The 25,360-nt window shown below is 47.3% G+C and carries 17 protein-coding genes; 9 read left to right on the top strand and 8 right to left on the bottom strand.

The features are described 5' to 3' along the window. Positions 1-124: 124 nt before the first annotated feature. Positions 125-1,015, top strand: a complete 891-nt coding sequence (locus tag SO_RS02145) for an SPFH domain-containing protein (protein WP_011070801.1) — start codon at positions 125-127, stop codon at positions 1,013-1,015. Positions 1,016-1,120: 105 nt separating this feature from the next. Here the strand turns inward: SO_RS02145 and SO_RS02140 are convergent, their stop codons facing one another. Further along, entirely contained in the window at positions 1,121-2,593 is a 1,473-nt protein-coding gene (locus tag SO_RS02140) for a permease (protein ID WP_164925813.1), read from the bottom strand. Positions 2,594-2,595: 2 nt separating this feature from the next. Beyond that, complete coding sequence (zntR, locus tag SO_RS02135; RefSeq protein WP_011070799.1) at positions 2,596-3,087, bottom strand: Zn(2+)-responsive transcriptional regulator; 492 nt, start codon at positions 3,085-3,087, stop codon at positions 2,596-2,598. 335 nt (positions 3,088-3,422) lie between these two features. On the opposite strand from zntR, the gene purH reads away from it, so the two are divergent. The 4 genes from purH to SO_RS02115 all read left to right on the top strand — a co-directional run bounded on the left by purH (position 3,423) and on the right by SO_RS02115 (position 10,188). Beyond that, positions 3,423-5,054, top strand: coding sequence for a bifunctional phosphoribosylaminoimidazolecarboxamide formyltransferase/IMP cyclohydrolase (gene purH / locus SO_RS02130; RefSeq protein ID WP_011070798.1), 1,632 nt, complete (start codon positions 3,423-3,425; stop codon positions 5,052-5,054). Between the two features lie 62 nt (positions 5,055-5,116). Then, positions 5,117-6,415 carry a phosphoribosylamine--glycine ligase gene (gene purD / locus SO_RS02125; RefSeq protein WP_011070797.1) on the top strand — a complete coding sequence of 433 codons (1,299 nt, stop codon included), beginning with the start codon at positions 5,117-5,119 and terminating at the stop codon, positions 6,413-6,415. Positions 6,416-6,593: 178 nt separating this feature from the next. Continuing rightward, the gene (locus SO_RS02120; protein ID WP_011070796.1) at positions 6,594-9,815 is read left to right on the top strand and encodes an ImpA family metalloprotease; all 3,222 of its coding nucleotides are present in this window, start codon (positions 6,594-6,596) and stop codon (positions 9,813-9,815) included. Between the two features lie 151 nt (positions 9,816-9,966). After that, positions 9,967-10,188: a hypothetical protein gene (locus SO_RS02115; protein ID WP_011070795.1), complete on the top strand. Its 222-nt coding sequence runs from the start codon at positions 9,967-9,969 to the stop codon at positions 10,186-10,188. Here the strand turns inward: SO_RS02115 and SO_RS02110 are convergent. After that, a complete protein-coding gene (locus SO_RS02110; RefSeq protein WP_011070794.1) occupies positions 10,185-10,988 on the bottom strand; it encodes an SDR family oxidoreductase in 804 nt (267 codons plus the stop codon). The genes SO_RS02115 and SO_RS02110 overlap by 4 nt on opposite strands. Before the next feature lie 75 nt (positions 10,989-11,063). Further along, complete coding sequence (gene pdeB / locus SO_RS02105) at positions 11,064-13,634, bottom strand: cyclic di-GMP phosphodiesterase PdeB (RefSeq protein ID WP_011070793.1); 2,571 nt, start codon at positions 13,632-13,634, stop codon at positions 11,064-11,066. A 428-nt stretch (positions 13,635-14,062) separates the two neighbouring features. On the opposite strand from pdeB, the gene SO_RS23145 reads away from it, so the two are divergent. Next, on the top strand, positions 14,063-14,254 hold the full coding sequence (locus SO_RS23145; protein WP_164925603.1) for a hypothetical protein: 192 nt from the start codon (positions 14,063-14,065) through the stop codon (positions 14,252-14,254). Positions 14,255-14,293: 39 nt separating this feature from the next. Here the strand turns inward: SO_RS23145 and hemE are convergent, their stop codons facing one another. Next, positions 14,294-15,358 carry a uroporphyrinogen decarboxylase gene (hemE, locus tag SO_RS02095; protein WP_011070792.1) on the bottom strand — a complete coding sequence of 355 codons (1,065 nt, stop codon included), beginning with the start codon at positions 15,356-15,358 and terminating at the stop codon, positions 14,294-14,296. A 458-nt stretch (positions 15,359-15,816) separates the two neighbouring features. On the opposite strand from hemE, the gene SO_RS02085 reads away from it, so the two are divergent. Then, positions 15,817-16,302, top strand: coding sequence for an Rsd/AlgQ family anti-sigma factor (locus tag SO_RS02085; protein ID WP_011070791.1), 486 nt, complete (start codon positions 15,817-15,819; stop codon positions 16,300-16,302). Between the two features lie 165 nt (positions 16,303-16,467). Here SO_RS02085 and acnB read toward each other — a convergent pair whose 3' ends face one another. Then, a complete protein-coding gene (gene acnB, locus SO_RS02080) occupies positions 16,468-19,065 on the bottom strand; it encodes a bifunctional aconitate hydratase 2/2-methylisocitrate dehydratase (protein ID WP_011070790.1) in 2,598 nt (865 codons plus the stop codon). Between the two features lie 421 nt (positions 19,066-19,486). Between acnB and hxpB the strand changes: the two genes are divergently transcribed. Together hxpB and SO_RS02070 are read left to right on the top strand one after the other, a co-directional pair. Then, positions 19,487-20,140: a hexitol phosphatase HxpB gene (gene hxpB, locus SO_RS02075; protein WP_011070789.1), complete on the top strand. Its 654-nt coding sequence runs from the start codon at positions 19,487-19,489 to the stop codon at positions 20,138-20,140. Between the two features lie 52 nt (positions 20,141-20,192). Beyond that, positions 20,193-20,519: a DUF2845 domain-containing protein gene (locus tag SO_RS02070; RefSeq protein WP_011070788.1), complete on the top strand. Its 327-nt coding sequence runs from the start codon at positions 20,193-20,195 to the stop codon at positions 20,517-20,519. A 317-nt stretch (positions 20,520-20,836) separates the two neighbouring features. On the opposite strand, the gene SO_RS02065 is transcribed toward SO_RS02070, so the two are convergent. Then, positions 20,837-22,879, bottom strand: coding sequence for a M13 family metallopeptidase (locus SO_RS02065; RefSeq protein ID WP_011070787.1), 2,043 nt, complete (start codon positions 22,877-22,879; stop codon positions 20,837-20,839). A gap of 221 nt (positions 22,880-23,100) precedes the next feature. Beyond that, positions 23,101-25,314: a patatin-like phospholipase family protein gene (locus SO_RS02060; RefSeq protein ID WP_164925601.1), complete on the bottom strand. Its 2,214-nt coding sequence runs from the start codon at positions 25,312-25,314 to the stop codon at positions 23,101-23,103. Positions 25,315-25,360 lie beyond the last annotated feature (46 nt).

The following is a 25,360-nucleotide window of genomic DNA, read 5'->3' as shown; positions in this document are numbered from 1 at the left end:
TTGTTGCCTACTGATAACCATTAAGATACATTCTGCAACAACCGTTCATCGCAATACAAATAGCCATTAACCAGATTCGCCTCACCCCAACAAAGCTCATCACAACAACAGCAAAGGATGCTACATGATAAAAAATGAACTCAACCTGCCGAGCTCTTTCGGTCTTACTAAAATCATCCCTTTAGTGATTTTATTAACCCTATTCATCTCGCTCTTTGGCAGTTGGTATACGGTTGACCAAGGCGAGCGAGGGGTTATTTTGCGTAACGGTAAAATCATTGGCACCGCGGAGCCAGGCCTTGGGTTTAAAATGCCATTGTTTGATACCGTGGTGAAGATTTCGACCCAAACCCACACCACAGGCTACAGTTCATTACAAGCTTACAGCCGCGACCAACAACCCGCGACACTCAATGCCTCTGTGACCTTTAGTGTACCGCCGGATCGGGTCGAAGAAGTCTATGCCAACTTCAAAAGTATCGATGCCATGGTGGCTCGCTTGCTCGACCGCCAAGTGCCAACGCAAGTAGAGAATATTTTTGGTAAATACACCGCGATTTCGGTGGTGCAGGAGCGGGTCAAATTTGGTATCGATGTTACCAACGCAATTACCCAATCGGTGAAAGGGCCTATCGAGATCACCTCAGTACAGATTGAAAATGTCGACTTTTCGAACGCCTACGAGAAATCCGTTGAAGACAGAATGCGCGCAGAAGTTGAAGTGCAAACCCAATTGCAAAATCTAGAGAAAGAAAGAGTCAGCGCGCAAATCGTTGTCACCCAAGCACAAGCCGAAGCCGACTCGCAACTCGCCCGCGCGAAAGCCGAAGCCGAAAGTATCCGTATCAAAGGGGATGCTGAAGCCTCGGCCATTAAGAGCCGCGCCGAGGCTTTGGCACAAAACCAGAATCTCGTCGAATTGACCAAGGCCGAGAAGTGGGATGGCAAACTGCCGACTACCGTCTTACCAACAGGCACACTGCCCTTTATCGACGCCAAGAAGTCGAATGAATAAACCGCTTGAAATAGCAAGTTAGCGATTCCCTGTGAGCAACACAATTTACTGTTGCTGCATAAAAAATCCCCAGTCATTGCTGGGGATTTTGATTTGCTCTTATGACTATGAGCAACAATCGCTGCGGCGTAACCAACTGCGGGGGATCTTTTCAAATACCGCTTTCGCCATTAACAGTGCAAGGACGATGCCCGAGCTTGCCACTAACCACTCAGGCAACATTTGGTGTTGTTCACCGATTTGTGGCATCACCTCAAAGCCGAAATGTGTCACCAAATAATTGACTAAAGCGCCAGCAGCCAAAGCAACGCCGATCACGCCGCCAATATAACCATAGAGCGCACGCTTACCCAACTCTTTGGTCACAACGCCTAAAGTCGCGATATTGGTTGCAGGCCCCGCCAACATAAACACCAACACAGCACCGGGAGAGACCCCAGCGAGCAGTAATCCCGCGGCAATCGGTGTTGATGCCGTCGCACAAATATACATAGGCACAGATACCAGCACCATCACCAGCATTGCCAATAAACCATCGCCCCATTTGGATAAAAAGTCTGCAGGAACATAAGTTTGCACTAATGCCGCAAAGAATAAGCCCACCAACAGCCATAACGTAGTATCACGCACCAGATCCGTTGCGGCATATTTAAGACCAATCCCAACCCGTGCAATCACAGACTCTGACTTTAACTCCGTCGCCATATCTTGCGTAGAGGCGCAGCAGCTTTCACCTTGAGGCTTGTCAGCAACCTGCGAGCTTGTGCTGCAGCAGGCGCCTTTTTTCACTACCACCAATTTTTCAAGCTCAGCCGTTTGCGTGCCACAACATGAACCCGCGCTTTCACTCTTAACAGGGTTCACCTTAGCCACAGCCCCAAACGTTTGACCAGCCATCACACTGGAAGAAGCCGCCATTAAGCTCGGCGTAGCCATAGGGGTCATTTTGATTTTCGGCTCGGTTGATGGCGTTTGCTCACCATCGCTGCCACAGCAGGAAGACTTAACCGGCGTCATCATGGGCACCTTGGTCGATGAGCAGCAGCTTTGCACCGCTTCGGCTTTTACCATCGCAGGTTGCGCCGAAGATTTAGAAGCACAGCATGAAGCCACCGGAGCACTGCTATCTAACGCCTTGTCTGATTGAGATAGAGTTTCAGCCTTACCCATAGGCTTGCCATCGTCATCATCACGGCCAACCAATAAGCCCGCAAGAATGGCACTGGTGATCGCCGCAATTGGGCGCACTATTGCCATAAAAGGGCCAAGCAACACATAAGAAACAGTCACCGAATCGACGCCAGTTTCAGGGGTGGAGACTAAAAAGGAGGTGGTTGCCGCTTTCGATGCCCCAGAGCGGCGCAGCCCTACCGCCGCTGGGATTACCCCGCAAGAGCACAGCGGCAAAGGGGCGCCTAATAATGCCGCCTTGACCACGGTTTTAAACCCATGCCCGCCTAGCTGTTTTTGCATCCATGCCATGGGCACAAATACCTTCAGCAATCCTGCTAAAACCAACCCAAGCAACAGCCAAGGGGCGGAATCTAAAAACAGATCGATAAAATTGTTCAGTAACATCATTAATCCCCTGATTTATCTGCTGTTGCAGCAATATGAGCATGCTCTGAATGGGAGCCTGGCCCATGGTCGTGCTCAAACCGAACTCGCTCGGTACTCGACTCCAGCGCCTCTAAAATCGAGCAATGTTCGGCGCTACGAGGCCCGCCACAGCAGGCATTCGACAGACTCTGCAAACTGGTTTGAAAATGCAGTAACTCGGCAATCTTCGCCTGCACCTGCGCCAACTTGAGGTCGACCATACCCTTGACATCGGCACAGGCCCAATTGGATTTATCGAGGTCGATAGACAACAACTCACTGATCTCACTCAAGGTAAAACCCACGGCCTTCGCCCGCAAAATAAAACGCAGCCTCGCCGCGTCGGCATCGGTATAGACCCGATAACCAGAGTCGGTACGGCTCGAAGGCGCAAGTAGGCCGTGTTTCTCATAGAATCTGAGGGTATCGGCCTTCACCTCGCATAAATCGGCTAACTCACCAATTCGGTACATAGTTAATCCTTTGCAGTTTTACTCGAATCATCTCAAGCAACACTGACAACCAATATAATAGAGCGAGTATAAACCTTGGAGCCTACTCCAAGGTCAAGGGCTATTTTTAACTTTATACCGCACTCAAAAACCATTGCACTTTGTTCTGATATCAATATTGTGAAATCGCGCAGAAAAAACACCCGTAAATCCCGTTTTACGGTAGAATACGCGCGCCTGACGCTGGGACAAAAAATATAAGTAGGACCAAGGGGCTTTTGGAAAGCAGAACCGATTGAAGTTGTTCTGTTTTCCGAAAGATCCTTGAAACTAAAATAACTGGACCCTGTACCCAAATGACTGTTGCAAATCATGCCAGACCCATTCGTCGCGCGCTGTTAAGCGTTTCAGATAAAACCGGAATTCTCGAGTTCGCCAAAGCATTACACGCCCAAGGCGTTGAACTGCTATCAACTGGCGGCACCGCTCGCCTGTTAGCGGATAACGGTGTACCTGTTATCGAAGTATCTGACTATACAGGACACCCTGAGATCATGGATGGTCGCGTTAAAACTCTGCATCCTAAAGTGCATGGTGGTATTCTGGCTCGTCGTGGTCTTGATGAAAATGTCATGGCTGCCAACAATATCAATGCAATTGATCTGGTTGCAGTTAACCTCTACCCCTTTGCCGATACTGTCGCAAAAGCCGGTTGCACCTTAGAAGATGCAATTGAAAACATCGATATCGGTGGTCCAACAATGGTTCGCGCTGCGGCGAAAAACCATAAAGATGTGACTATCGTGGTGAATGCTGCTGATTACAATCGCGTCTTAGCTGAAATGGCCGTCAACAATGGCAGTACAACTCATGCAACCCGTTTTGATTTAGCGATTGCCGCCTTCGAACACACTGCCGGTTACGATGGTATGATCGCCAACTACTTCGGCACTATGGTTCCAATGCATAGGGTTCCAGCGCATAGCACTGATGAATGCTTCCAAGATTCCCTATCCGTTGAAGGCTCAAAGTTCCCACGCACCTTCAACACCCAATTAGTGAAGAAGCAAGATCTGCGTTACGGTGAAAACAGCCATCAAGCGGCGGCTTTCTATGTCGACACTAAGATCGATGAAGCTTCAGTAGCCACTGCCGTTCAGCTGCAAGGTAAGGCATTGTCTTACAACAATATCGCCGATACCGATGCCGCCCTTGAGTGCGTTAAAGAGTTCAGTGAGCCAGCTTGCGTTATCGTTAAACACGCTAACCCATGTGGCGTAGCACTGGGTAAAGACTTACTCGATGCCTACAACCGCGCCTATCAAACTGACCCAACCTCAGCCTTTGGCGGCATTATCGCCTTCAACGGCGAATTAGATGCGGCCACCGCCAGCGCTATCGTTGAGCGTCAATTCGTTGAAGTGATCATCGCGCCAGTTGTGAGCCAAGGTGCCCGCGATGTGGTGGCTAAGAAAACTAACGTGCGTCTATTAGAGTGTGGCCAGTGGAATACTAAGACCCAAACCTTAGACTACAAGCGCGTAAACGGTGGTCTGCTGGTGCAAGATCGCGACCAAGGCATGGTTGGTTTAGACGACATTAAAGTGGTGACTAAGCGTCAACCCACAGAAAGCGAACTCAAAGATTTAATGTTCTGCTGGAAAGTGGCTAAATTCGTTAAATCTAACGCCATTGTTTACGCTAAAGACGGCATGACAATCGGTGTCGGCGCTGGCCAAATGAGCCGTGTCTACAGCGCCAAGATCGCCGGTATCAAGGCTGCCGATGAAGGTTTAGAAGTGGTGAACTCTGTGATGGCCTCCGATGCGTTTTTCCCCTTCCGCGATGGTATTGATGCCGCAGCGGCAGCAGGCATCAGCTGCATCATCCAGCCAGGTGGCTCAATGCGCGATGCGGAAATCATCGCAGCGGCCGACGAGCACGGCATGGCCATGGTGATGACTGGCATGCGCCACTTCCGTCACTGATCACTAGGCCCTAGATTCTAGATTCTAGGGCCTTATCTATTTCGATTCATGGGAGCTTTACAATGAAAGTATTAGTTATTGGTGGCGGCGGCCGCGAACATGCCCTAGCGTGGAAAGCGGCTCAGTCGGCTCAGGTAGACACAGTCTATGTTGCACCGGGCAATGCGGGCACAGCCCTTGAACCCAACATCGAAAACGTCGACATCAGCGCGACGGATATTCCTGCGCTAATCGATTTTGCAAAAATTAATCAAATAGAACTCACTATCGTCGGCCCTGAAGCGCCGCTGGTATTAGGCGTAGTGGATGCCTTTAACGCTGCAGGCTTACCCATTTTTGGTCCAACCAAGGCGGCGGCGCAGCTCGAAGGCTCTAAGGCCTTTACCAAAGACTTTTTAGCCCGCCACAATATCCCCACCGCAGGTTATAAAAACTGTACCGAGATTAGCGATGCCAAAGCCTTCGTGCGTGAATTAACCGCAACTACTGGCTATCCAGTAGTGATCAAGGCCGACGGTTTAGCGGCGGGTAAAGGCGTGATCATCGCCCAAGATCAAGCAGAAGCGGATGCGGCAATTGATGATATGCTCGCCGGTAATAAGTTTGGTGATGCTGGTTCACGCGTCGTCATTGAAGAATTCCTCAAGGGCGAAGAAGCCAGCTTTATCGTGATGGTCGATGGTAAAAATATCCTTGCCATGGCGACTAGCCAAGACCATAAAGCCCGCGATAACGCCGACCACGGTCCAAACACCGGCGGCATGGGCGCTTACTCCCCTGCGCCAGTCGTTACCCAAAGCGTACACGATTGGACAATTGCCAATGTTATCCGCCCAACAGTGGATGGTATGGCTGCCGAAGGCAATGTTTACACAGGCTTCCTGTATGCGGGTCTGATGATCGCACCAGACGGCAGCGCTAAGGTACTGGAATACAACTGCCGTTTTGGCGATCCAGAAACCCAACCTATTATGATGCGCTTAAAATCAGACTTAGTTGAACTCTGTTTAGCAGCAACCCGCGGCGAGCTGGATAAAGTCACCGCTGAGTACGACGAGCGCGCCGCAGTTGGCGTAGTGCTGGCCGCAGGCGGTTATCCAGATGAGTATCGCAAAGGCGATGTGATTGACGGCCTCAGCTTAGGTAATCACGATGCCAAGGTCTTCCACGCCGGTACCGAAATGAAAGGCGGACATGTAGTCACTAATGGCGGCCGCGTGTTATGCGCTACAGCCTTAGGGAACACAGTGACCGAAGCACAAAAAGCCGCGTATCAACTGGTTGATGAAATCCACTGGGATGATGTGTACTTCCGTACAGATATTGGCTATCGCGCCATCGCCCGTGAACAACAGGGCTAAGTATTAATCCTGCGAAGAACCGGCTTTCTGCCGGTTTTTTTATGCCTTTATTTTGACGATCGCCAAAAATAAGATGATGATTTAAATAGTTTTTATTTGAATAAATTCTACTTTAGCCCACATTATTCCGATACAATGCTGCATAATTGTTAATTATCTAAAAGATTAAGGACTCCCTATGGAGATTAGACTGATATCTGCCGCCATCGCCTTACTGATTGGCGGGTGTGGGGGCGGATCTGAGGATACGGGCACCACAACACCACCCACACCACCACCGGTTCCGCCTCCGACAGTGACCCAATATACTGCCAGCGCGAGTCTGGTAGCGGGTGGCAAGCTCACTCCCGCAAGCCAAAAAGTCGATTCGGGCAAAAGAGCCAGCTTTAGTGTTCAAGCGGACGCGGGCTTTGTACTGGATAATATTAGCGGCTGTGGCGGCTCATTAACCGAGTTAACTTTCAGCACGGCTGCAATGACTGCAGATTGCACTATTACCCCAGCCTTTATCAGCAATGCTGAAAATGCCATTCGGCATCAAGATCATAGCCTTGCCAGCGCCATTGAGCTGATTGACTTCAGTACCGCTAAACTGGCAAGCATTGATGCGGTACGTAAAGCGCAAATCACCCAGCTCTATCAAGGTGTAGGTAGCAGTATTAGCTGGCATCCGACCCACGACTCCATTACCTTTTCGAGCTTTATGCCGGAAAACACTTTTACCCTACTGCCATCAAATGTGGATGGCAGTGGCGCCAGTGTCGTTCGCGGCCTAGTGATGGCGGGCGAGCAACAGGGACAACGCTATGCCGCTATGGGTGGCAACTTGTTTAGCGTTAACACCTCAGCTCAAACAGTTACGTTGCTGAAAAATCTTATTTCCTGGCTAACCCAAGGTAACGATCAACGCGATGGCCTCAGCATAGTCACGGCACAAATGCCGAGTCGTGCCGACAGTTGGTATTTCCCCCATAACGAAGGGATCCGCACTTGGCTGACCACCCATTACCCCAATGCCCACAGTATCAATACCGCCAATAGCTGTGACTACAGCGCCCTTGCCAGCTGTATTGATAACCAAAAGCCAGATTTAATTGTTATCAGTGATATTGACCGCGACGGTTTAGGTTACGCTGGGGTGAAAGCGGCGATAGCCAAAGCCAAGGCTGCGGGTATTCCCCTGCTACTCTCAAATTATCGACGCGAACAAAGCCCAATGCTCTCAACCCTTTACCTTGAAATGGGGCTCTCCACCGCGGGCAACTATTGGTCCAAACTCAATGCCGACAATCTGAGCGTGAGCACCATTCTTGCTGAAGATAAAGCCCTTGAAGATGTTAAGAAACTGCTGACGAATCTGCGGGAGCAGCGCTTTGACACGCAAGTATTAAATGACTGCACAGGCAATTACTTAAGCTGTAATAGCGGCGCCTTTGTTGAGGCCTTTAAAGCAGGCGCAGACTGGTACCGTAGCAGCGCTGAAACCTTAGATAGCAATGGTATTGATGTGTTTAGTCGCACTAACTTCCCATTAATGAAGGCTGGGTTACTGCTCGCCGATAAATACCGCAGCGAAATTGACTATCCCATCGCCTACAGCGAGTTCACTCAATGGCAGCAGGCGCTATTTGCCGATTGGACTGTGAGCTACGCCCGCGCCCATAACCTTGCCCAAGCCGATTTAGGGGAATACGTCACCGACAAGGCAAATCTAAGTAAAGGCACGAATGCTCACTACGCTTATCCGGCCACAGTATCAGAGCGCAAAACCATCACAGTGCCTTACTCGGGTCAATGGACGAGCACAGGTTGGTACGCCTTGCCGGGACAAACCATCAAATTCAGTCGTTTGGATAACACCAATGCCAACGTGGAAATTAAGCTCAATTATCATAGACGTAATACCAACCGCGCCTTTGAGCAAAAGGTTTATCGCGCGCCGCTAGAGTTAGCACAGCAACGCATTAAACTCGCTAAAGGACAAAGCATTGAGTTTTCAACACCCTATGGTGGCCCGATTTACCTCTATATCAGTGGTGGCGAGGGAGCCCTCAGTATCGATGTCAATGCACAGAATGTGGCTAAACATCCAAGTATCATGGATTTCTCCAATCCTACTGAAATCACTGCCTTCAATGACAAAATCCAAAATACCGAGCTGCCCCATGTAGATCTGCGCACCGATGGCGCCGAGCAGCATTTACGCCGCGACCGTTTTATGAATGCCATTGGCGGTAATGTGCCCGATGTAAATGCACTGCTTAAAAGTATTGTCGATGACCATATCAACAGTGTTTACACCTTAGCGGGACTTAAGATCCAAGGTAAAAGCTTAACTGAGTCGTTACCCGCCGATGTGCTCTCAAGCTGTCAGGCACTGTTTGGGCAAGATTGCATCGATGCCAGTCTGCACACTCGCACGATTATCCAACATGCTAACTATGACCAAAATGCCCACTGCGGCTCGGGCTGTAGCGGTAACCCTTGGGATGCAGCTTGGAATATTTCACCGACAGGTTGGGGTGATAACCACGAGCTAGGGCATAATCTGCAAACCAATCGCCTCAATGTGCAATATGCCACCGCTGCCAATAGTGACAATTGGACTGGCTATGGCAGCCGCGCGGGTGAAAACTCCAACAATATCTTCCCCTATGTGGTGAAGTGGAAAACTCACTATCTGCGTGATGGTAATACCAACACCATCAATGATGGCCATATGAATCACAAAGATCTCTTCTATGTGTTTATGTCCGATGCTGCAGGCACGACGGATACCAGTGGCAAACGCGTAGTCTTTGGTGCCAACTGTAAAGTGCTCGATATCGGCGAAGACCGATATACCGCGCCTTGGGCCAGCAATGCCTATGCTGTGCATAACGGCTATCGCATGGCGTTTTACATCCAAATGGCACTTAAGGCCCATGGCATGACATTAAGTGACGGCACTACCTTAAATAATGGTTTTAATCTTTTCACCTTGTTGTATCAGCACAGCCGTATTTTTGGTAAATACGCCAATAACGCCAGCGACTGGGAGGCAAACCGCAGCAAACTCGGTTTTGACTTATTCCCCTTCGATAGCCACAGCGTCTACGGTGGTAAAAGCGTCAGAGATATTCCGGGCAATGACTTTATGCTGGTTTCCTTAAGTAAACTCACAGGTAAAGATTGGCGCAGCTATTTCGACATGCTGGGGCTGCGTTACTCCAGCCTTGCTGCAGCGCAAGTCACGGCAAACGCCACACTCGGTACTATGCCTATGGGCATGTATGAGCTCGAAACCGATTTGCCCCCCGCCAACATGAGCCAAGGCTTAACCTTTATCCCACTGTCACTGAGCGATAGCAGCACACTTTGGAAAGGCACAGGCTCACCCAGCCAATGCGCAAAACCTTAAGGCATTGAAATTTAAATATAAAAACTAATAAACCTCGCCAATGCGAGGTTTATTTTTGCCTAAATACGTGATCTGACGCACATCAGCAGAGGGAGGGATGGCGCACTATTTAACCTCAATAATGATATCCAACAATAAATCAGGGTTTTTTATGGGTTATTCAATCAAAGACATCATTTATCAAGGCGAAAAGTCCGGCGTGCACAACTGGCAAACACTGTCGGGGCAGAATTTTTACTGGCACCCAGACTGGCTGCATATCGCCGAGGATCTTACAGGCCACAAAGCGACCGCGAGTATTCAGGCAGAGGGAACAAAAGCGACTCAAAACGAAGCTGAGCAAACCATCGTTAAACACCTCAATAAAAGCTAACGCCCTGAAGCAATTGCTTTACGGGCAATTTTATCGATTAAGCCCGGCGCAATCAGCTTAAGCCAACGCCCGAGACGGCCGCGCAGAGAAGTAATGAGCAGCCGACCTCGGGTTGCTATCACAGGTAGCATCATGTTGGCACATTGCTCCGCAGAGAGAATTTTTGCTTCTTGCATTGGGGATTTACCGAGTGGCTTACCCGCTCCATCTAGGGCTCGCTTATGAATTTGCGAAACGACAAAGTCAGGACAAATAACCGTTACCGCCACATTATCATCCGCAAGTTCAATCCGCAGTGAATCAAAAAAACCGATAACAGCATGTTTAGACGCCGCATAGCCACTACGTGTCGGTACACCCGTTAACCCCGCCACCGAAGCAACAATCACCACCTGACCTTGGCTCGATTTTAAATAAGGCAATGCGGCATGGGTCAAATAGGCTGGGCCTAAGTAGTTGACTCGCATGATGTCCTCAAGCACGGACAACTGGGTTAACTCATCAAAACGTGACCACATGGTCATGCCCGCATTATTTACCAGAATATCGATACGACCATAATGGGCAATCGTGGCATGAATTAAATCTTCACACTGGGAGGCGCTACTAACATCGGCAGCAAACACAAAAGGAGTGGGACCATAGTTAGCCACTTCGAGGGCAAGGGAGGCGAGCCGCGTTTCGTTGCGAGCACTCAATACAAGTTGGCATCCTATCCGCGCCATCGCAATGGCCAGCGCACGACCAATTCCTTCAGACGCGCCAGTAATGATGACCACTTTCCCCGTCAGTCCATCCATAACTATTCCTTTGTTACTAATGTGTTAATTACATTTAAGGCTAAGCTCGCACAATCACCTTAAAAGCGCAATCCCCTATGCGCGTTGTGCTAAGCGCGTCTCAAACTGCTCGCAATAACTCGCTAAAGGTTGCGGCCGTCCGATTGCATAACCTTGCGCATAGTTGATACCAATCGTTTGCAACCTATCAATAATCTCTTGATTTTCAACAAATTCAGCAACCGTTTCGATCCCCATAACACGACACACGTCTTGAATGGATTTCACGATGGCATAGTCCTTGGCATTAACGGCAAGGTTTTTAACAAAGCAGCCGTCTATTTTTACGTAATCCACAGGTAATTCGCGTAAATAGCCGTAGGAAGCAAAGCCACTGCCAAAATCGTCCAATGCAAAGGAAAACCCGAGTTTGCGCAGCTGTCTGAGCATTTCCATGCCGCGGTGGCGGTTTTGAATAGCGGTAGTTTCAGTAATTTCAAAGCACACACATTGGCTCGGAATATCAAAAATCTGTTGCTGCTTGGCGATATATTCCACCATGCCTTCGGCGCCTAAACTATTGCCCGAAAGGTTGATTGAGATGCAGTGATCCTGCCAAAGCTGCGAATTTAAAGACAGCCATAAAAAGGCTTTACGTATCACTTCTTTATCAATTTCAGGCATCAGCTTAAAACGCTCTGCTGCGGCAATAAACTGCGCCGGCGCCAAAATACGGCCGCAGGGCTCTTGGATCCTAAGTAAAACCTCCATCCGCTGGCGTTTAGAACTGGCGCCTAATCCTCGGATTGGCTGGTAATAAAGTAGCAGTTCATTTTCTTCAATCGCCTGGGCAATACGCACCGCCCATTTGGGAGCATTGCGCTGATAAGTCAGCTCTTTATCTTTATCATCGTAAATGTGGATTTGGTTGGTGCCCTTGGCTTTAGCGGCAATACAGGCGATATCTGCATCCTTAAGTAACTCTTGCGCATTAATATAGGGCGCTCGTCCAAAGGCAACACCAATACTTAACCCCACTTTGTAGTTGCAGTTTTTGTCGTGCAGCACTTGCAGCGATACTTGAGCAATAATTTGCTTCAGCAACTGCGCCACAGCTAACGCGGTGCGATCGCAAATCACCAATCCAAACTCATCACCTCCTATGCGGGCTAATAATTCCTGTGGCCCAAGACATGACTGAATCGCCCTAGCGACCATCGCCAACATACGATCACCCGCAGTATGCCCACAGCTATCATTGATCAGCTTAAACTGCTCTAAATCCAGATAACATACTGCAAGGCTCCTCGCCTGACTGGCAAATTCGGGCAGTTGTTCTTCAAATGCTTGCCGATTCAGTAGCCCAGTGATGCCATCGAAATTAGCGCGTTTTTGTAGCTGATGCTTAAGAAGTTCTTCTTGGGTAATATCCCGCAGCACCACCACAGTTCCGACAATCTCTTTTTCATGATTAAGGACATTGCTAATGCTACGTTCGATAATCCGCGGCATTGTGGTTAACAATTTGATTTTAGCGACCTGAGGCATTGTTTCCCCAAGACGAATACAGTGAAATACCGCTTGATTTAACTGCTCTCCCGCCTTTAATAAACTAGCAAGGCTCTCGCCAACGGCATTAGAACTGGCAACTTCAAGCAGTGTTTCGGCCTTAGGATTCATATAAATTACCTTGGCCTCGATGTCGGTCAAGATCACGGCTTCGGCAATCGACTCTAAGGTTATTTTACCGCGCTCTTTCTGCTGATAAATCCTTGCGAGTAGGCTATTGACTCTATTCGCCAGCACAGATAACTCTTCATTGCCCTCGCTGGTAACAGGCCGATAGACACTTGCCATGGGATCAACAAGCGCCAATTGCTGCATTAAGCTTTTAAAGGGCTGTAATAGGCACGCACGCAACCAAACATAACCTAAGGCAACAATCAATATCCCCAGCAAGATCACCGCGAGCGACACCCAGTCGAGGCTAAGTTTTACATCACGGAAGGGATCATCGGAAAATTCAACGTGAAGATAAATAGGTTGCTGACTAATCAAACTCGGCAACGCAACCGAACTTGAGTGTGAGGAATGATGGGCTGTTACAACATTAGACATGCTGACCCGAGCAACGAGGGAGGTTTGAGCATATTCCAGTAGATCACGCTCAGTAAGTTGCCGCACCAACAACACATACTCGCCCAGATGTGAAGCGACTGCCGTCACCACATATCCTTTATCGCCAATTAAATAGGCGCTTGCAAACTCGGGCTTAGCCTGCGTTGTTATCGCCTTAGCAATTTCCTGCCGATTGGCTTCTGCGATTGGTTGCTCGTTCTGGAAAACATTTTGCAAATTTCCGTCGCGCAGAATAAACCAGCTTAAATTGCCAGACATGGAGCTCTCAAGCCACGAGGATTCGAGGGATTTTAACTGCTCACTATCGAGATGAGATAATGGTGAGGCATAGATATTAGTGAGAAAACCTAACCGATCAACATCGATTCGAAACTGCTGCTGGATATTCGCCAACTCGTGCCGCACATTATCTTGACGTAATAATTCGACCCTATGGTCAAACCAAACACCGAGGCAATAGGAGACAAGCACAACCGCAGGTAAACAGAACCCTACAATAAATACCAATATTTTGTTGCCTATGCGCATCTTTTACCACGGCTTACGTAATTAAATTAACAAACGGCTTTATTTAGTCCTTTATCGCGCCATGCAACATATCTCATTTGCAAATAGTATTAAATATCACTTTGCTTTATCCGTTGCTAAAGTAAGCAATAGCATGCATTTAATTGTGTTAAACGCCTTTGATTTAACGCAGCTATTCGATAAATAAGTGATTACAAGTTAAAGATTAATCAACATCCTATGCACTAAAACCCCGAGTAAGCGCTTTCTAATACATTTGCTTAACGCACTTATTATACCAATCACATTAAATATCTAATCAGTTCAGAGCCTCACAGGCATTTCAATCCAAGGCGCATTGACGCAGAAATGGTCATTCCCTTTTAAGTCAATGCAACACCGGAGTGGGATGCCTGTGTGGCTCCCAAAGGGCGGCTGATGTTCACTGTATGGCAACGCGCTTTATACTGCGTTTAAGGCTTTCGACAGAGCACCACTATGCCTTCAAGCCTTCGCCTTGTCTAAAGCGCGTTGAATTCCCGCTGAATGAACAGATATTTAATACGATTGGTATTATCATCCAAGCTTCAAGTAACCAGAACCTAAAGCATAAGATTATGGCTTGGCGGCTTATCCCATAAAAAAACGGACCCTTAGGTCCGTTTATCATTTAGTGCTGTTTACTTATGGTATTGCTTAGATTGAGCGTGGACCGCCTTAATAAAGGCGCCTGCATGCTCTGGATCGACATGCTGGTGAATACCATGGCCTAAGTTAAATACGTGGCCTGTACCTTCACCGTATCCCGCAAGGATTTGACCAACTTCCTCTTCAATGCGTGGGATAGGTGCATATAACATAGATGGGTCCATGTTGCCTTGTAGCGCAACTTTATGGCCTACACGGCGACGAGCATCGGCAATATCCACCGTCCAGTCTAAACCTAAGGCGTCACAACCGGTTTCCGCCATGGCTTCTAACCATAAGCCACCACCTTTAGTGAATAGGGTTACTGGTACTTGGCGACCATCGGCAAAGCGAGTCAGACCATCGACAATCTTCTGCATATAACGCAGTGAAAACTCACGGTAAGCTGTATGCGACAATGCACCGCCCCAAGAGTCGAAAATCATTAAAGATTGAGCACCATTAGCGACCTGCGCATTCAGGTATAAAGTCACTGAGTCAGCTAACTTGTCGAGTAACATATGCAGTGCAGCAGGCTCGGCATAGGCCATTTTTTTGATTTTTTCGAAGGTTTTGCTCGAACCGCCTTCAACCATATAAGTGGCCAGCGTCCAAGGTGAACCTGAGAAGCCGATTAATGGCACTTGACCATTCAATTCACGACGAATTGTACTCACCGCCTTCATCACATAACCCAGCTCATCTTCTGGATCAGGAATTGATAATTTTTTGATGGCATCAATAGTGTCTGTCGGGCGCTCAAAACGTGGGCCTTCACCCGCCTCAAAATACAGACCTAATCCCATAGCATCGGGAACCGTCAGAATGTCGGAAAACAGAATCGCCGCATCTAGCTCGTAACGACGCAGCGGTTGTAGCGTCACTTCACAGGCCAATTCGTGGTTTTTACATAAAGACATAAAATCACCCGCCTGGGCGCGAGTTGCTTTATATTCAGGGAGATAACGGCCCGCTTGACGCATCATCCACACAGGGGTCATATCAACAGGCTGTTTTAGTAGGGCGCGTAAATAACGATCATTCTTTAATTCTGCCATTTGGCTTGATTCCTAGACTTATTGAGATCCGCTGGGGCGGTAGTTTAGCATTTACGCGAATAATGTAACCAAAATGAGCTAATTTATGTGAGCTATTCCCCATCATTACTGTCCATTTAAGCACTTATCCTCAAAATGCTAGCCAGATAACATACTGTTTATTTATCGGACATGAAGTCACAGTCAGACAGAAAAAAGTTGCACCGGTTCCCCGCGTTTGGTATAAAAAGTCTGCGCTAGCAAGAACAATCAAGAAGCTCGTCGCATCGAGCCTGCTATATACATACTCGCCCAACGATAGCTTTCTATCGTTGGGCTTTTTATTTCCACATTTTTTTATACAAAACAGCTGGTTTGTCCATCAGACAATTCTTACAAATCCCGATAAAAAGGGTTGATCGAATAGCAGTTTCTCCCCTACATTAGAGTTATGTCCTAGCACCTAAATGGAATGCATCATGCTGAGAGAACTCGAAAAAGCAGAACAAAAGTGGGGCGGTTCAAATAAGCTTATAGATCAATGGCTAGAAAATCGTCGCAAACTCTTGGTGCATTATTGCCAAATTGCTGGGCTACCACCCTACACTAACGCTGAAAAATCGCTTCCCTCCTTCGAACACGTAAAATCCTTTTGCGACTTATTAGTGGATTACGTTTCCGAAGGTCACTTTGAAGTGTATGACCAAGTGATTAATGCCTGTGAAAAATTTGGCGCCCCTTGCAAAGCCGCGATTCAACAGGTTTTGCCAAAAATCACCCCAACAACCAACGCAGCGTTAGACTTTAACGATAAATATGCAGAAACGCAGGACGATCAAGTGCTGTATCAACTCGATAAAGATCTCTCTGAACTGGCCCATACCATGGAGACGCGTTTCGAGTTAGAGGATAAGCTCCTCGAAGTGCTACACAGTAAATACTCAGAGCACGCCCAACAAGCTTAATGCTACTCGATAATCAATGGATAACTCTTTACCACTGGAGTTAAGCCATTGATACCCAATGAGCTGCCTCAATGTTTTTCGTATTTGTACATTATCCTTACCCAAAGAATATGATAGAAACAAAAAAGCCAGCTTTCGCTGGCTTTTGCATTTTATATCAATCAATTATACAGCTGATTGAAAGATCACTTGCGATGCTTTCTTGGTGTAAGAATCGATTTGATCGAAGTTCAAGTAACGGTAAGTGTCAGCTGCAGTTGCGTCTAACTCTTTAGCGTATTCTTGGTACTCTTCTACCGTTGGCAGACGACCTAACAGTGCTGCTACTGCCGCTAATTCCGCAGAAGCTAAGTAAACGTTAGCGCCTGTACCTAAGCGATTCGGGAAGTTACGGGTAGAAGTAGAAACCACAGTTGCACCTTCGGCCACTCGTGCTTGGTTACCCATACACAGTGAACAACCTGGGATTTCGATACGCGCACCGACGCGGCCGAAAATACCGTAGTAACCTTCTTCGGTCAGTTGATCTTTATCCATCTTAGTCGGTGGTGCAATCCACAAACGTGTTGGCAGTGTCTTAGCAAACTTGTCTAACATCTTACCGGTCGCACGGAAGTGACCGATGTTAGTCATACAAGAACCGACAAACACTTCGTCAATCTTAGTTTGCGCAACAGATGACAGTAATACGGCATCATCAGGATCGTTAGGCGCACATAGGATAGGTTCTTTGATCTCGTTCAGATCGATTTCGATCACAGCAGTGTATTCGGCATCAGCGTCAGCACTCATCAGCTCAGGATTGGCTAACCACTCTTCCATGCCTTTGATACGACGCTCTATTGTACGACGGTCGCCATAACCTTCAGCGATCATCCACTTAAGCATAGTGATGTTCGAGTTCAGATACTCGATGATTGGCTCTTTGTCTAACTTGATGGTACAACCCGCCGCAGAACGCTCTGCTGAGGCGTCAGACAGTTCGAATGCCTGTTCAACTTTCAGGGATTCTAAGCCTTCGATTTCCAGTACACGACCAGAGAAGATGTTCACCTTACCTTTCTTCTCAACAGTCAACATGCCCAGTTCAATAGCTTTTAATGGAATCGCATGTACTAGATCACGCAGGGTGATACCAGGTTGCATCTTACCTTTGAAGCGCACTAATACTGATTCAGGCATGTCCAGCGGCATTACACCAGTCGCAGCAGCAAATGCGACTAGGCCAGAACCCGCAGGGAATGAAATACCAATTGGGAAACGCGTATGAGAGTCACCACCAGTACCGACGGTATCAGGCAGGAGCATACGGTTTAACCATGAGTGAATAACACCGTCACCAGGGCGTAGCGACACACCGCCACGGTTCATGATGAAGTCTGGCAGCGTGTGATGCGTGTTCACGTCAACGGGTTTTGGATACGCTGCAGTGTGGCAGAATGACTGCATAGTCAAATCGGCACTGAAGCCTAAACAGGCTAAGTCTTTCAGCTCGTCACGGGTCATAGGACCGGTAGTGTCCTGTGAACCCACAGACGTCATCTTAGGTTCGCAGTATTGCCCTGGACGCACGCCAGCAACACCACAAGCTTTACCGACCATCTTCTGTGCAAGGGTATAACCTTTGCCATTATCAGCGATGTCTTGAGGACGAACAAACACCTCAGAGGCTGGTAAACCTAACACAGCGCGTGCTTTGTCAGTTAAACCACGACCAATGATCAGTGGAATACGACCACCTGCACGCACTTCGTCTAACAGTACGTCGGTTTTCAGGCTGAACTCAGAAATCACTTCATCTGAGCCATGACGCTTAACCACACCAGCGTATGGGTAAATGTCGATCACATCGCCCATTTCCATTTTGCTAACGTCAAGTTCGATTGGCAGAGCGCCCGCATCTTCCATCGTGTTGAAGAAAATCGGTGCAATCTTGCCACCTAAGCAGAAACCACCAGCACGTTTGTTAGGGACGAATGGGATATCATCACCCATGAACCACAGTACTGAGTTAGTCGCTGACTTACGTGATGAACCCGTACCAACTACGTCACCCACATAAACTAATGGGAAACCTTTGGTTTTTAGTTCTTCTAATTTCTTGATTGGACCTACGCTGCCAGCAACATCTGGCTCGATGCCATCACGCGCGTTTTTCAGCATAGCTAATGCGTGCAATGGGATATCTGGACGAGACCAAGCATCGGGTGCAGGTGACAGGTCATCTGTGTTGGTTTCACCGGAGACTTTAAATACCGTCAGGGTCACTTTGTCAGCTAATTTTGGACGACTTAAGTACCAGTCTGCATTTGCCCAAGCTTCAACCACTTGCTTAGCAAACTGATTGCCCGCTTCCATCTTCTCAACCACATCGTGGAAAGAATCAAACATCAACAGAGTGTGAGCTAGCGCTTTAGCGGCTAATGGCGCTAGCGCAGGGTTATCGAGCTGTGCAATTAACGGCTCGATGTTATAACCACCTTGCATAGTGCCAAGTAATTCAGTAGCACGTTCGGCAGACAGGATTGGTGAAGTTGCAGTGCCTTTAGCAACCGCATCTAAGAATGCAGCTTTAACGTAAGCCGCTTCGTCAACACCGGGGGGAATTCGATTTTCGAGCAGGTCAAGAACAAACGCTTCTTCACCAGCGGGGGGATTTTGAACCAATTTAACCAGTTCAGCCACTTGATGTGCATCTAATGGCTTAGGGACTACGCCCTCTGCAGCACGTTCTGCGACGTGTTTACGATATGCTTCTAGCACGGCAACATTCCTCTTTGTTTGGCGCTCTAACAACGAAACTGCACGTCTTCTCAATTGAAGCTGACAGTCCGACATGATCGACCCGTATTTCCGGCCAGCAGTATACTACAGCTTTGCAAAAGTATGAATCAGGTCACACTCGGCAAAAGACGAAATAAGGGCTAAATCCGGAGGTGCAACTCAACTTACGGCATGAATAAAACAATGGAAATTAGACAATAGTTTGAAAACAGATAAAAAACCATAATCTACAGATAGTTAATATAAGTTCATCAATTTAAAATCGAACGAACATTTTTCTGATAACGAAATGCTTTTCACAGTAAATATTTCTCAACTTTGTGTATTTAGGCTTTGAAGATAGCGGGCTTAAACTTACACTCAAGCTCCAATAACCCATTTCCCGTCCTTTGGAGTAGTAATGACATCCCTTAGCATTCAAGCCGTCATTTTTGATATGGATGGCGTTTTAATCGATTCTGAACCCCTATGGCAGCGGGTTGAATATGAAGTCTTATCCGCCCTCGGTGTGCCTGTCACTCTCGAAACGATTCAACAAACCACGGGGCTACGTATCGACCAATGTGTCGATTATTGGTATCACAAAGCCCCTTGGGCCGACTACGACAATGCCAAAGTCAGTAAAACAATTGTCGATAAGGTCGCAGAAGAAATCCTGCAAACGGGTGAGCCGATGCCTGGCGTTCAGCAAGCAATGGCATACTGCCAAGCCAAAGGCTTAAAAATAGGCTTAGCGACCTCATCACCAACGGTGCTGATTGATGCAGTGCTGGCAAGGCTTAAGCTTAAGGGCCAATTTATGGCAGTCGAATCGGCAGAAGCGCTCACCTATGGTAAACCGCATCCCGAGGTTTACCTCAATTGTGCGACCGCTCTAGGGGTTGATCCACGTTATTGTCTTGCCATTGAAGACTCTTTTAATGGGATAATCGCTGCCCGTGCGGCCAATATGCAAACGGTCGCAATCCCTGCACCAGAGCAACGCGGCGAGACTAAATGGATAGTAGCCCATCATCAGCTGGAAAGTTTATTCCAACTAAACAAGGTGTTATAGCTAAAATCACCAAATTTATTGGCCATAAGTTAATCAACGCTAGGACAAACCGATGAAGTATTATGTGTTGTTAGTTCTCTGGGCTGCGAGCTTGCCAGCCTTAGCCACGGACTCTATGCGCTGTAAGCAATTCGTTATCAGCGTTGGCGATCCCCTAGATACAGTCTTTGAAAGATGCGGTCAACCAAACGAAGTTAAAGAATACAGCAAACCAGCAACCTACCGAAATTCCGCTGGCGATATTGTCGTTGATCCAAGCAAGTTGCCGATAGAATATGCTGAATGGACCTATGATTTTGGCCCGACACGGTTGATGCGGCGTATTTATGCCACCGAACAGAAAGTTGAAAAAATTGAAACCCTAGGATATGGGCATTAATACCAATCGTATTAAATATCTGTTCATTCAGCGGCAATTCAACGCGCTTTAGACAAGGCGAAGGCTTGAAGGCATAGTGGTGCTCTGTCGAAAGCCTTAAACGCAGTATAAAGCGCGTTGAAAACCGCCCTTTGGGAGCCACACTGGCATCCCACTCCGGTGTTGCATTGACTTAAAAGGGAATGACCATTTCTGCGTCAATACGCCTTGGATTGAAATGCCTGTGAGGCTCTGAACTGATTAGATATTTAATGTGATTGGTATAACCTAAGCAAAAAGCCAGACAGTGTCTGGCTTTTTCGTTATAACAGAATGGATTACCAGATTTTTACGCGCTCTTCTGGTTTTAAGTACATCTTATCGCTCTCTTTCAGCTCAAAGGCTTTGTAGAAGGCTTCAATATTACGCGGTGTCCCCATCGCGCGGTAATGGCTAGGTGAATGAGGGTCAGTCAACAGACGACGACCTAACTCTTCATCACGGTAGTTACGGCGCCATACCTGAGACCAACCGACAAAGAAACGCTGCTCGCCCGTTAATCCATCGATCACTGGTGCAGGCTTACCATTTAAGCTCATCAGATAAGAACGAGCAGCCACCGTTAACCCACCTAAGTCACCGATATTTTCACCTAGGGTTAAATCACCGTTTACAAACTTACCGGGCAGCGCTTCATAGCCTGAATACTGTTCAGACAGTTGCTTACCGCGTTTTTGGAACTCTTCACGGTCTTTATCTGACCACCAGTCACGAAGATTGCCGTCGCCATCGTATTTCGCGCCTTGGTCGTCAAAACCATGACTGATTTCGTGACCAATAACCGCACCGATACCACCGTAGTTCACCGCATCATCGGCTTCCATATTGAAAAATGGCGGTTGCAGAATCGCCGCAGGGAACACGATCTCATTGCCGACGGGGCTGTAATAAGCGTTTACCGTTTGTGGTGTCATACGCCACTCAGTACGATCGATAGGTTTACCCAGCTTATTGAGCATGTCTTGATATTCAAACTGGGCATAACGCATATAGTTACCCACCAGCTCATCGGGTTTAATCTCGAGCGCGGAGTAATCTTTCCATTTGTCTGGATAGCCAATTTTGTAAGTAAACTTAGACAGTTTTTCCTGCGCCGCAACTTTAGTCTCTGGCGTCATCCATTCCAGTTCATTAATACTGACTTCAAAGCCTTTGATCAGATTTTTGATCATGGTTTCCATGCGCGCTTTGGCTTCTGGTTTGAAGTATTGTTTTACATACTCCTCTCCCACCAGCTCACCAATCACAGTATCTGCACCATCCACCGCTTTTTTCCAGCGCGGTTGCTGCTCTTCAATACCCATCAAGGTTTTGCTCTTAAAGGCAAAGTTAAGATCAACAAAATTTTTGCTTAACAGCTCTGCGTAGCTATCAACGAGGTGGAACGTTAAATAATCCTGCCAAGCCGAAACAGGGAAGGCATCAAAATTGGCACCTAGCTTTTCAAAATAAGAGGGTTGGCGCACAATCACGTCAGCCACTTTATCACCTAAGCCAGCATTCGCAGCAAAGGCATTAAAATCAAACTGTCCCAACAGCTTTTGCAGCTCAGCGCGGTCAAGTTTGTTATAGGATTTGTTTGCATCGCGCGACTCAACACGGCTCCACTGACTTTTCGCGATCATCATTTCGATGTCGGCCACGTTTTTCGCGGCGCGTTTCGCATTTTTATAGCCTGCTTCAGTCAGAATATCTGTCACATATTTCGCCATCGCTTGGCGGTTAGCGACAAATTTTGCGTCATCTTTTAAGTAGTAATCGCGATCAGGCAGGGTTAAACCCGATTGGCTTAAATACACCGCGTATTGGCTCGAGTTTTTCGCGTCGTTATTGACGTAGAAACCAAAGGGAATGCCTGAACCACTGGTCAGTAACTTGCCCATCACTGCGGGTAGTTCGCCGTGGGTTTTCACCGCTGCGATATCCCCCAACAATGGATTGAGCGGTGTAACACCTAAGGTTTCGAGCAAATCGGTGTTCATAAAGCTGGCGTTAAAGTCACCAATTTTTTGATCGTTGGAACCTGGGGCGGCATTCTTTTTCGCGGCTGCGGCATCGATGATTTTTTTCAATGCATCTTGGCTTTGATCGTACAGCACAGAGAAGGCGCCGTAGTTAGACTTGTCGGCAGGGATAGGCGTGTTCGCTAACCATTTACCGTTAACGCTGTAGTAAAAATCATCTTGATGGCGAACTGAGGCATCAAAGTTTTGTAATTCAATGCCAGAAACCGCGGCGACTTCAGTTTTAGGCTCGCTGCTGCAAGCGGCTAAACCTAGGCTCAAGGCAATACCCAGCGCCAGTGTGCTAATCTTCTTCATTGTTTTCCCCAGCTTCCGTTGAGAGTGTGGTTATTTTTTTCTCGCAAAACCTTAGCATTTTGCCAAGTCTCACTGTAGTAAGATTTTGTAAAAGGTTATGACACTTACCAATAGGACTTATCAATAGGGCATCTAATAAACCTAAGCACAAGGTGTTTAGTGAAAATGGCTACTCTACTCGTGATAAAAACAAGGACATAACTCCAGTTATGTCCTTACCGTTAGAATGCTTTACCGATGAATAAATAAACTGACTTATCCCCCATATCGGTAATACCAAACCCCAGCGCCGCAGGTCCCATTGTGGTATCCGTACCAATATACAGGCTCGATGCATAAATAAGGTCAGTGAGCGACACTTCGGAGCGCTCAAACCACACATTACCCGCCTCTAAACTTAGGCCTAAATAAAGTGGATAATCTTTCATGCCTAAGGCATCTCGACCTAAGTCATACTGATAAACAAAAGCACCAAAAATCTTATGAGCACCGGTCAATGAGTCTTTGTGATAACCCGAAAGATTCAAGAAACCGCCTAAATCGGACAAATGTAAGGTATTGAAGCCATCATTATTATTGGTGGCAAGCGATGCTTTACCCACAAAAGCATGATTACCAACGCTGAGCGCCCCTTTCCAGTCGGCCTCTATCTGCACGCTATAGTCGTTCTGATATTCGACGACATCATCAAAATTCTCTTTACGAACATAAACGTTTAAGGTGATATGGTTACCCGATGTTGGGAAACTAATACTGTCTAAGCTGTCGTACCCCACTTTTAAGTAAGCACCGTAGGAATTAAAATCAAAATCTTGAGACAGCCAAGCATCATTAATAATGACGCCTTTTTCCGCCACTAGCCCCAACTCAACAACCCCTTGAAGCACATAGTTATAACCAATACCCAATTCTACGGTGTGGGTTTTCTTATCGAAGACAAAGGCACGGTTATTGTTATCGTATAGATCCCAGTTATGGACGTCGTATTGATAACGAGCTCGGCTATAAAACTCTTGGTCCCGATTCAGTGGTTGGTAAAACTCGGTTGCAAATAATCTCTCGAATCCGAGTTTCACTTCGTTTCGCCACTCACCACCATTAATGGTTAAGTCAGTCATGGTATAAGCCATATCAAAACTGATGGCCGAGTCAGAACTAAAGTCATCTTCCCAATTAAAGCCTAATTGGAAATAATTGGGACCCCATGATTTGGCACGGGTAGTCACGGTAAGCACTCGTCCATCTTCACCCTCTACAAATTCGGCGTCAACGCGTTCAAACTTGTTTAAGGCATAGATACGTTTTATAGCCTCATTTAACTCATCTTTAGTAATGTTTTGGCCGGGTTTAAGCTCTAGGGTTTCTTTTAATAAATTGAGGCTGACTTTGGATTGGTTATCAAAAACAATGTCCTCAATTACATGAGACACATCAGCCATCACCATTTGGCCCTTGGCTTTTTTGCCCTCAACATAGGCGGCGTATTGCTCTTCGCTGACACTTAACTTTTGTAGCTTAACCAACTGATTGGTAGCCGCTTCTTTTCCTAGGGTTAACGCTAAGGGCATGATGGTGAAATCGGTAGTGCTCAGGGCATCGATCGCCGGACGAATTAGCACATCTTTATCAGTCAGTAGTTGTTTTTGTTTTTCAGTGCTGGCATTGGTCAAGAAATTAGATAACTGATCCAGTACAGCAATTGTGCTATCGAGCTTATCCTTTTTTACCAGCGGCGAGCCGATATCCACCGCAATAATAATATCGGCGCCCATGGCTTTCACGACATCCACAGGCATATTGTTGGCAATACCGCCGTCTACCAGTAACTTACCGTCGATTTGCGTGGGCTGTAACGCGCCTGGCACTGTTGCAGAAGCCTGCATAGCTTTGACGATACTGCCATGGTTAATCACCACAGGTAGGCTGGTTTCTAAATCCGTCGCCACCGCACGATAAGGAATGGCTAACGCGTTAAAATCACCGAACTGCTGTACCAAATCCGTAGACTGACGTAACAGCTGCGACATGGTTTGCCCGCGCAATACCCCACTTGGCGCTTTAACTTCCCCCTCAGAATAACCAATATTGAGCGGGATATTATAACGATCTCTTAACTTTTTATCTCGGTAACTCAACACATTACGTGGGATGGTGTCCGAATAACCACTGTCCCAATCAACCCCCATCATAATGGCTTCAACTTCAGTTGCACTGTATCCCAAGGCATACATACCTGCGACATAAGCACCGATACTCGTGCCTGCAATATAGTCCACAGGAATATGATGTTCTTCTAAGACTTTAAGCACGCCGACATGGGCAGCACCTTTAGCGCCACCACCGCTTAACACCACTCCTATTTTTGGCCGTTCAGCCGCATATAAAGGAGTGAGTAACACACATAAAAAGAGAGAAGCTACTATTCGGCGCATCATAATAAGTACTTTTTATAGGGTAAAAATTCGAGTTAATATTAACAAA

The organism is Shewanella oneidensis MR-1, from assembly GCF_000146165.2.
Classification (GTDB): Bacteria; Pseudomonadota; Gammaproteobacteria; order Enterobacterales; family Shewanellaceae; genus Shewanella; species Shewanella oneidensis.
Note: the sequence above shows the minus strand (reverse complement) of the source record. Positions and strands in the feature narration are given on the sequence as shown.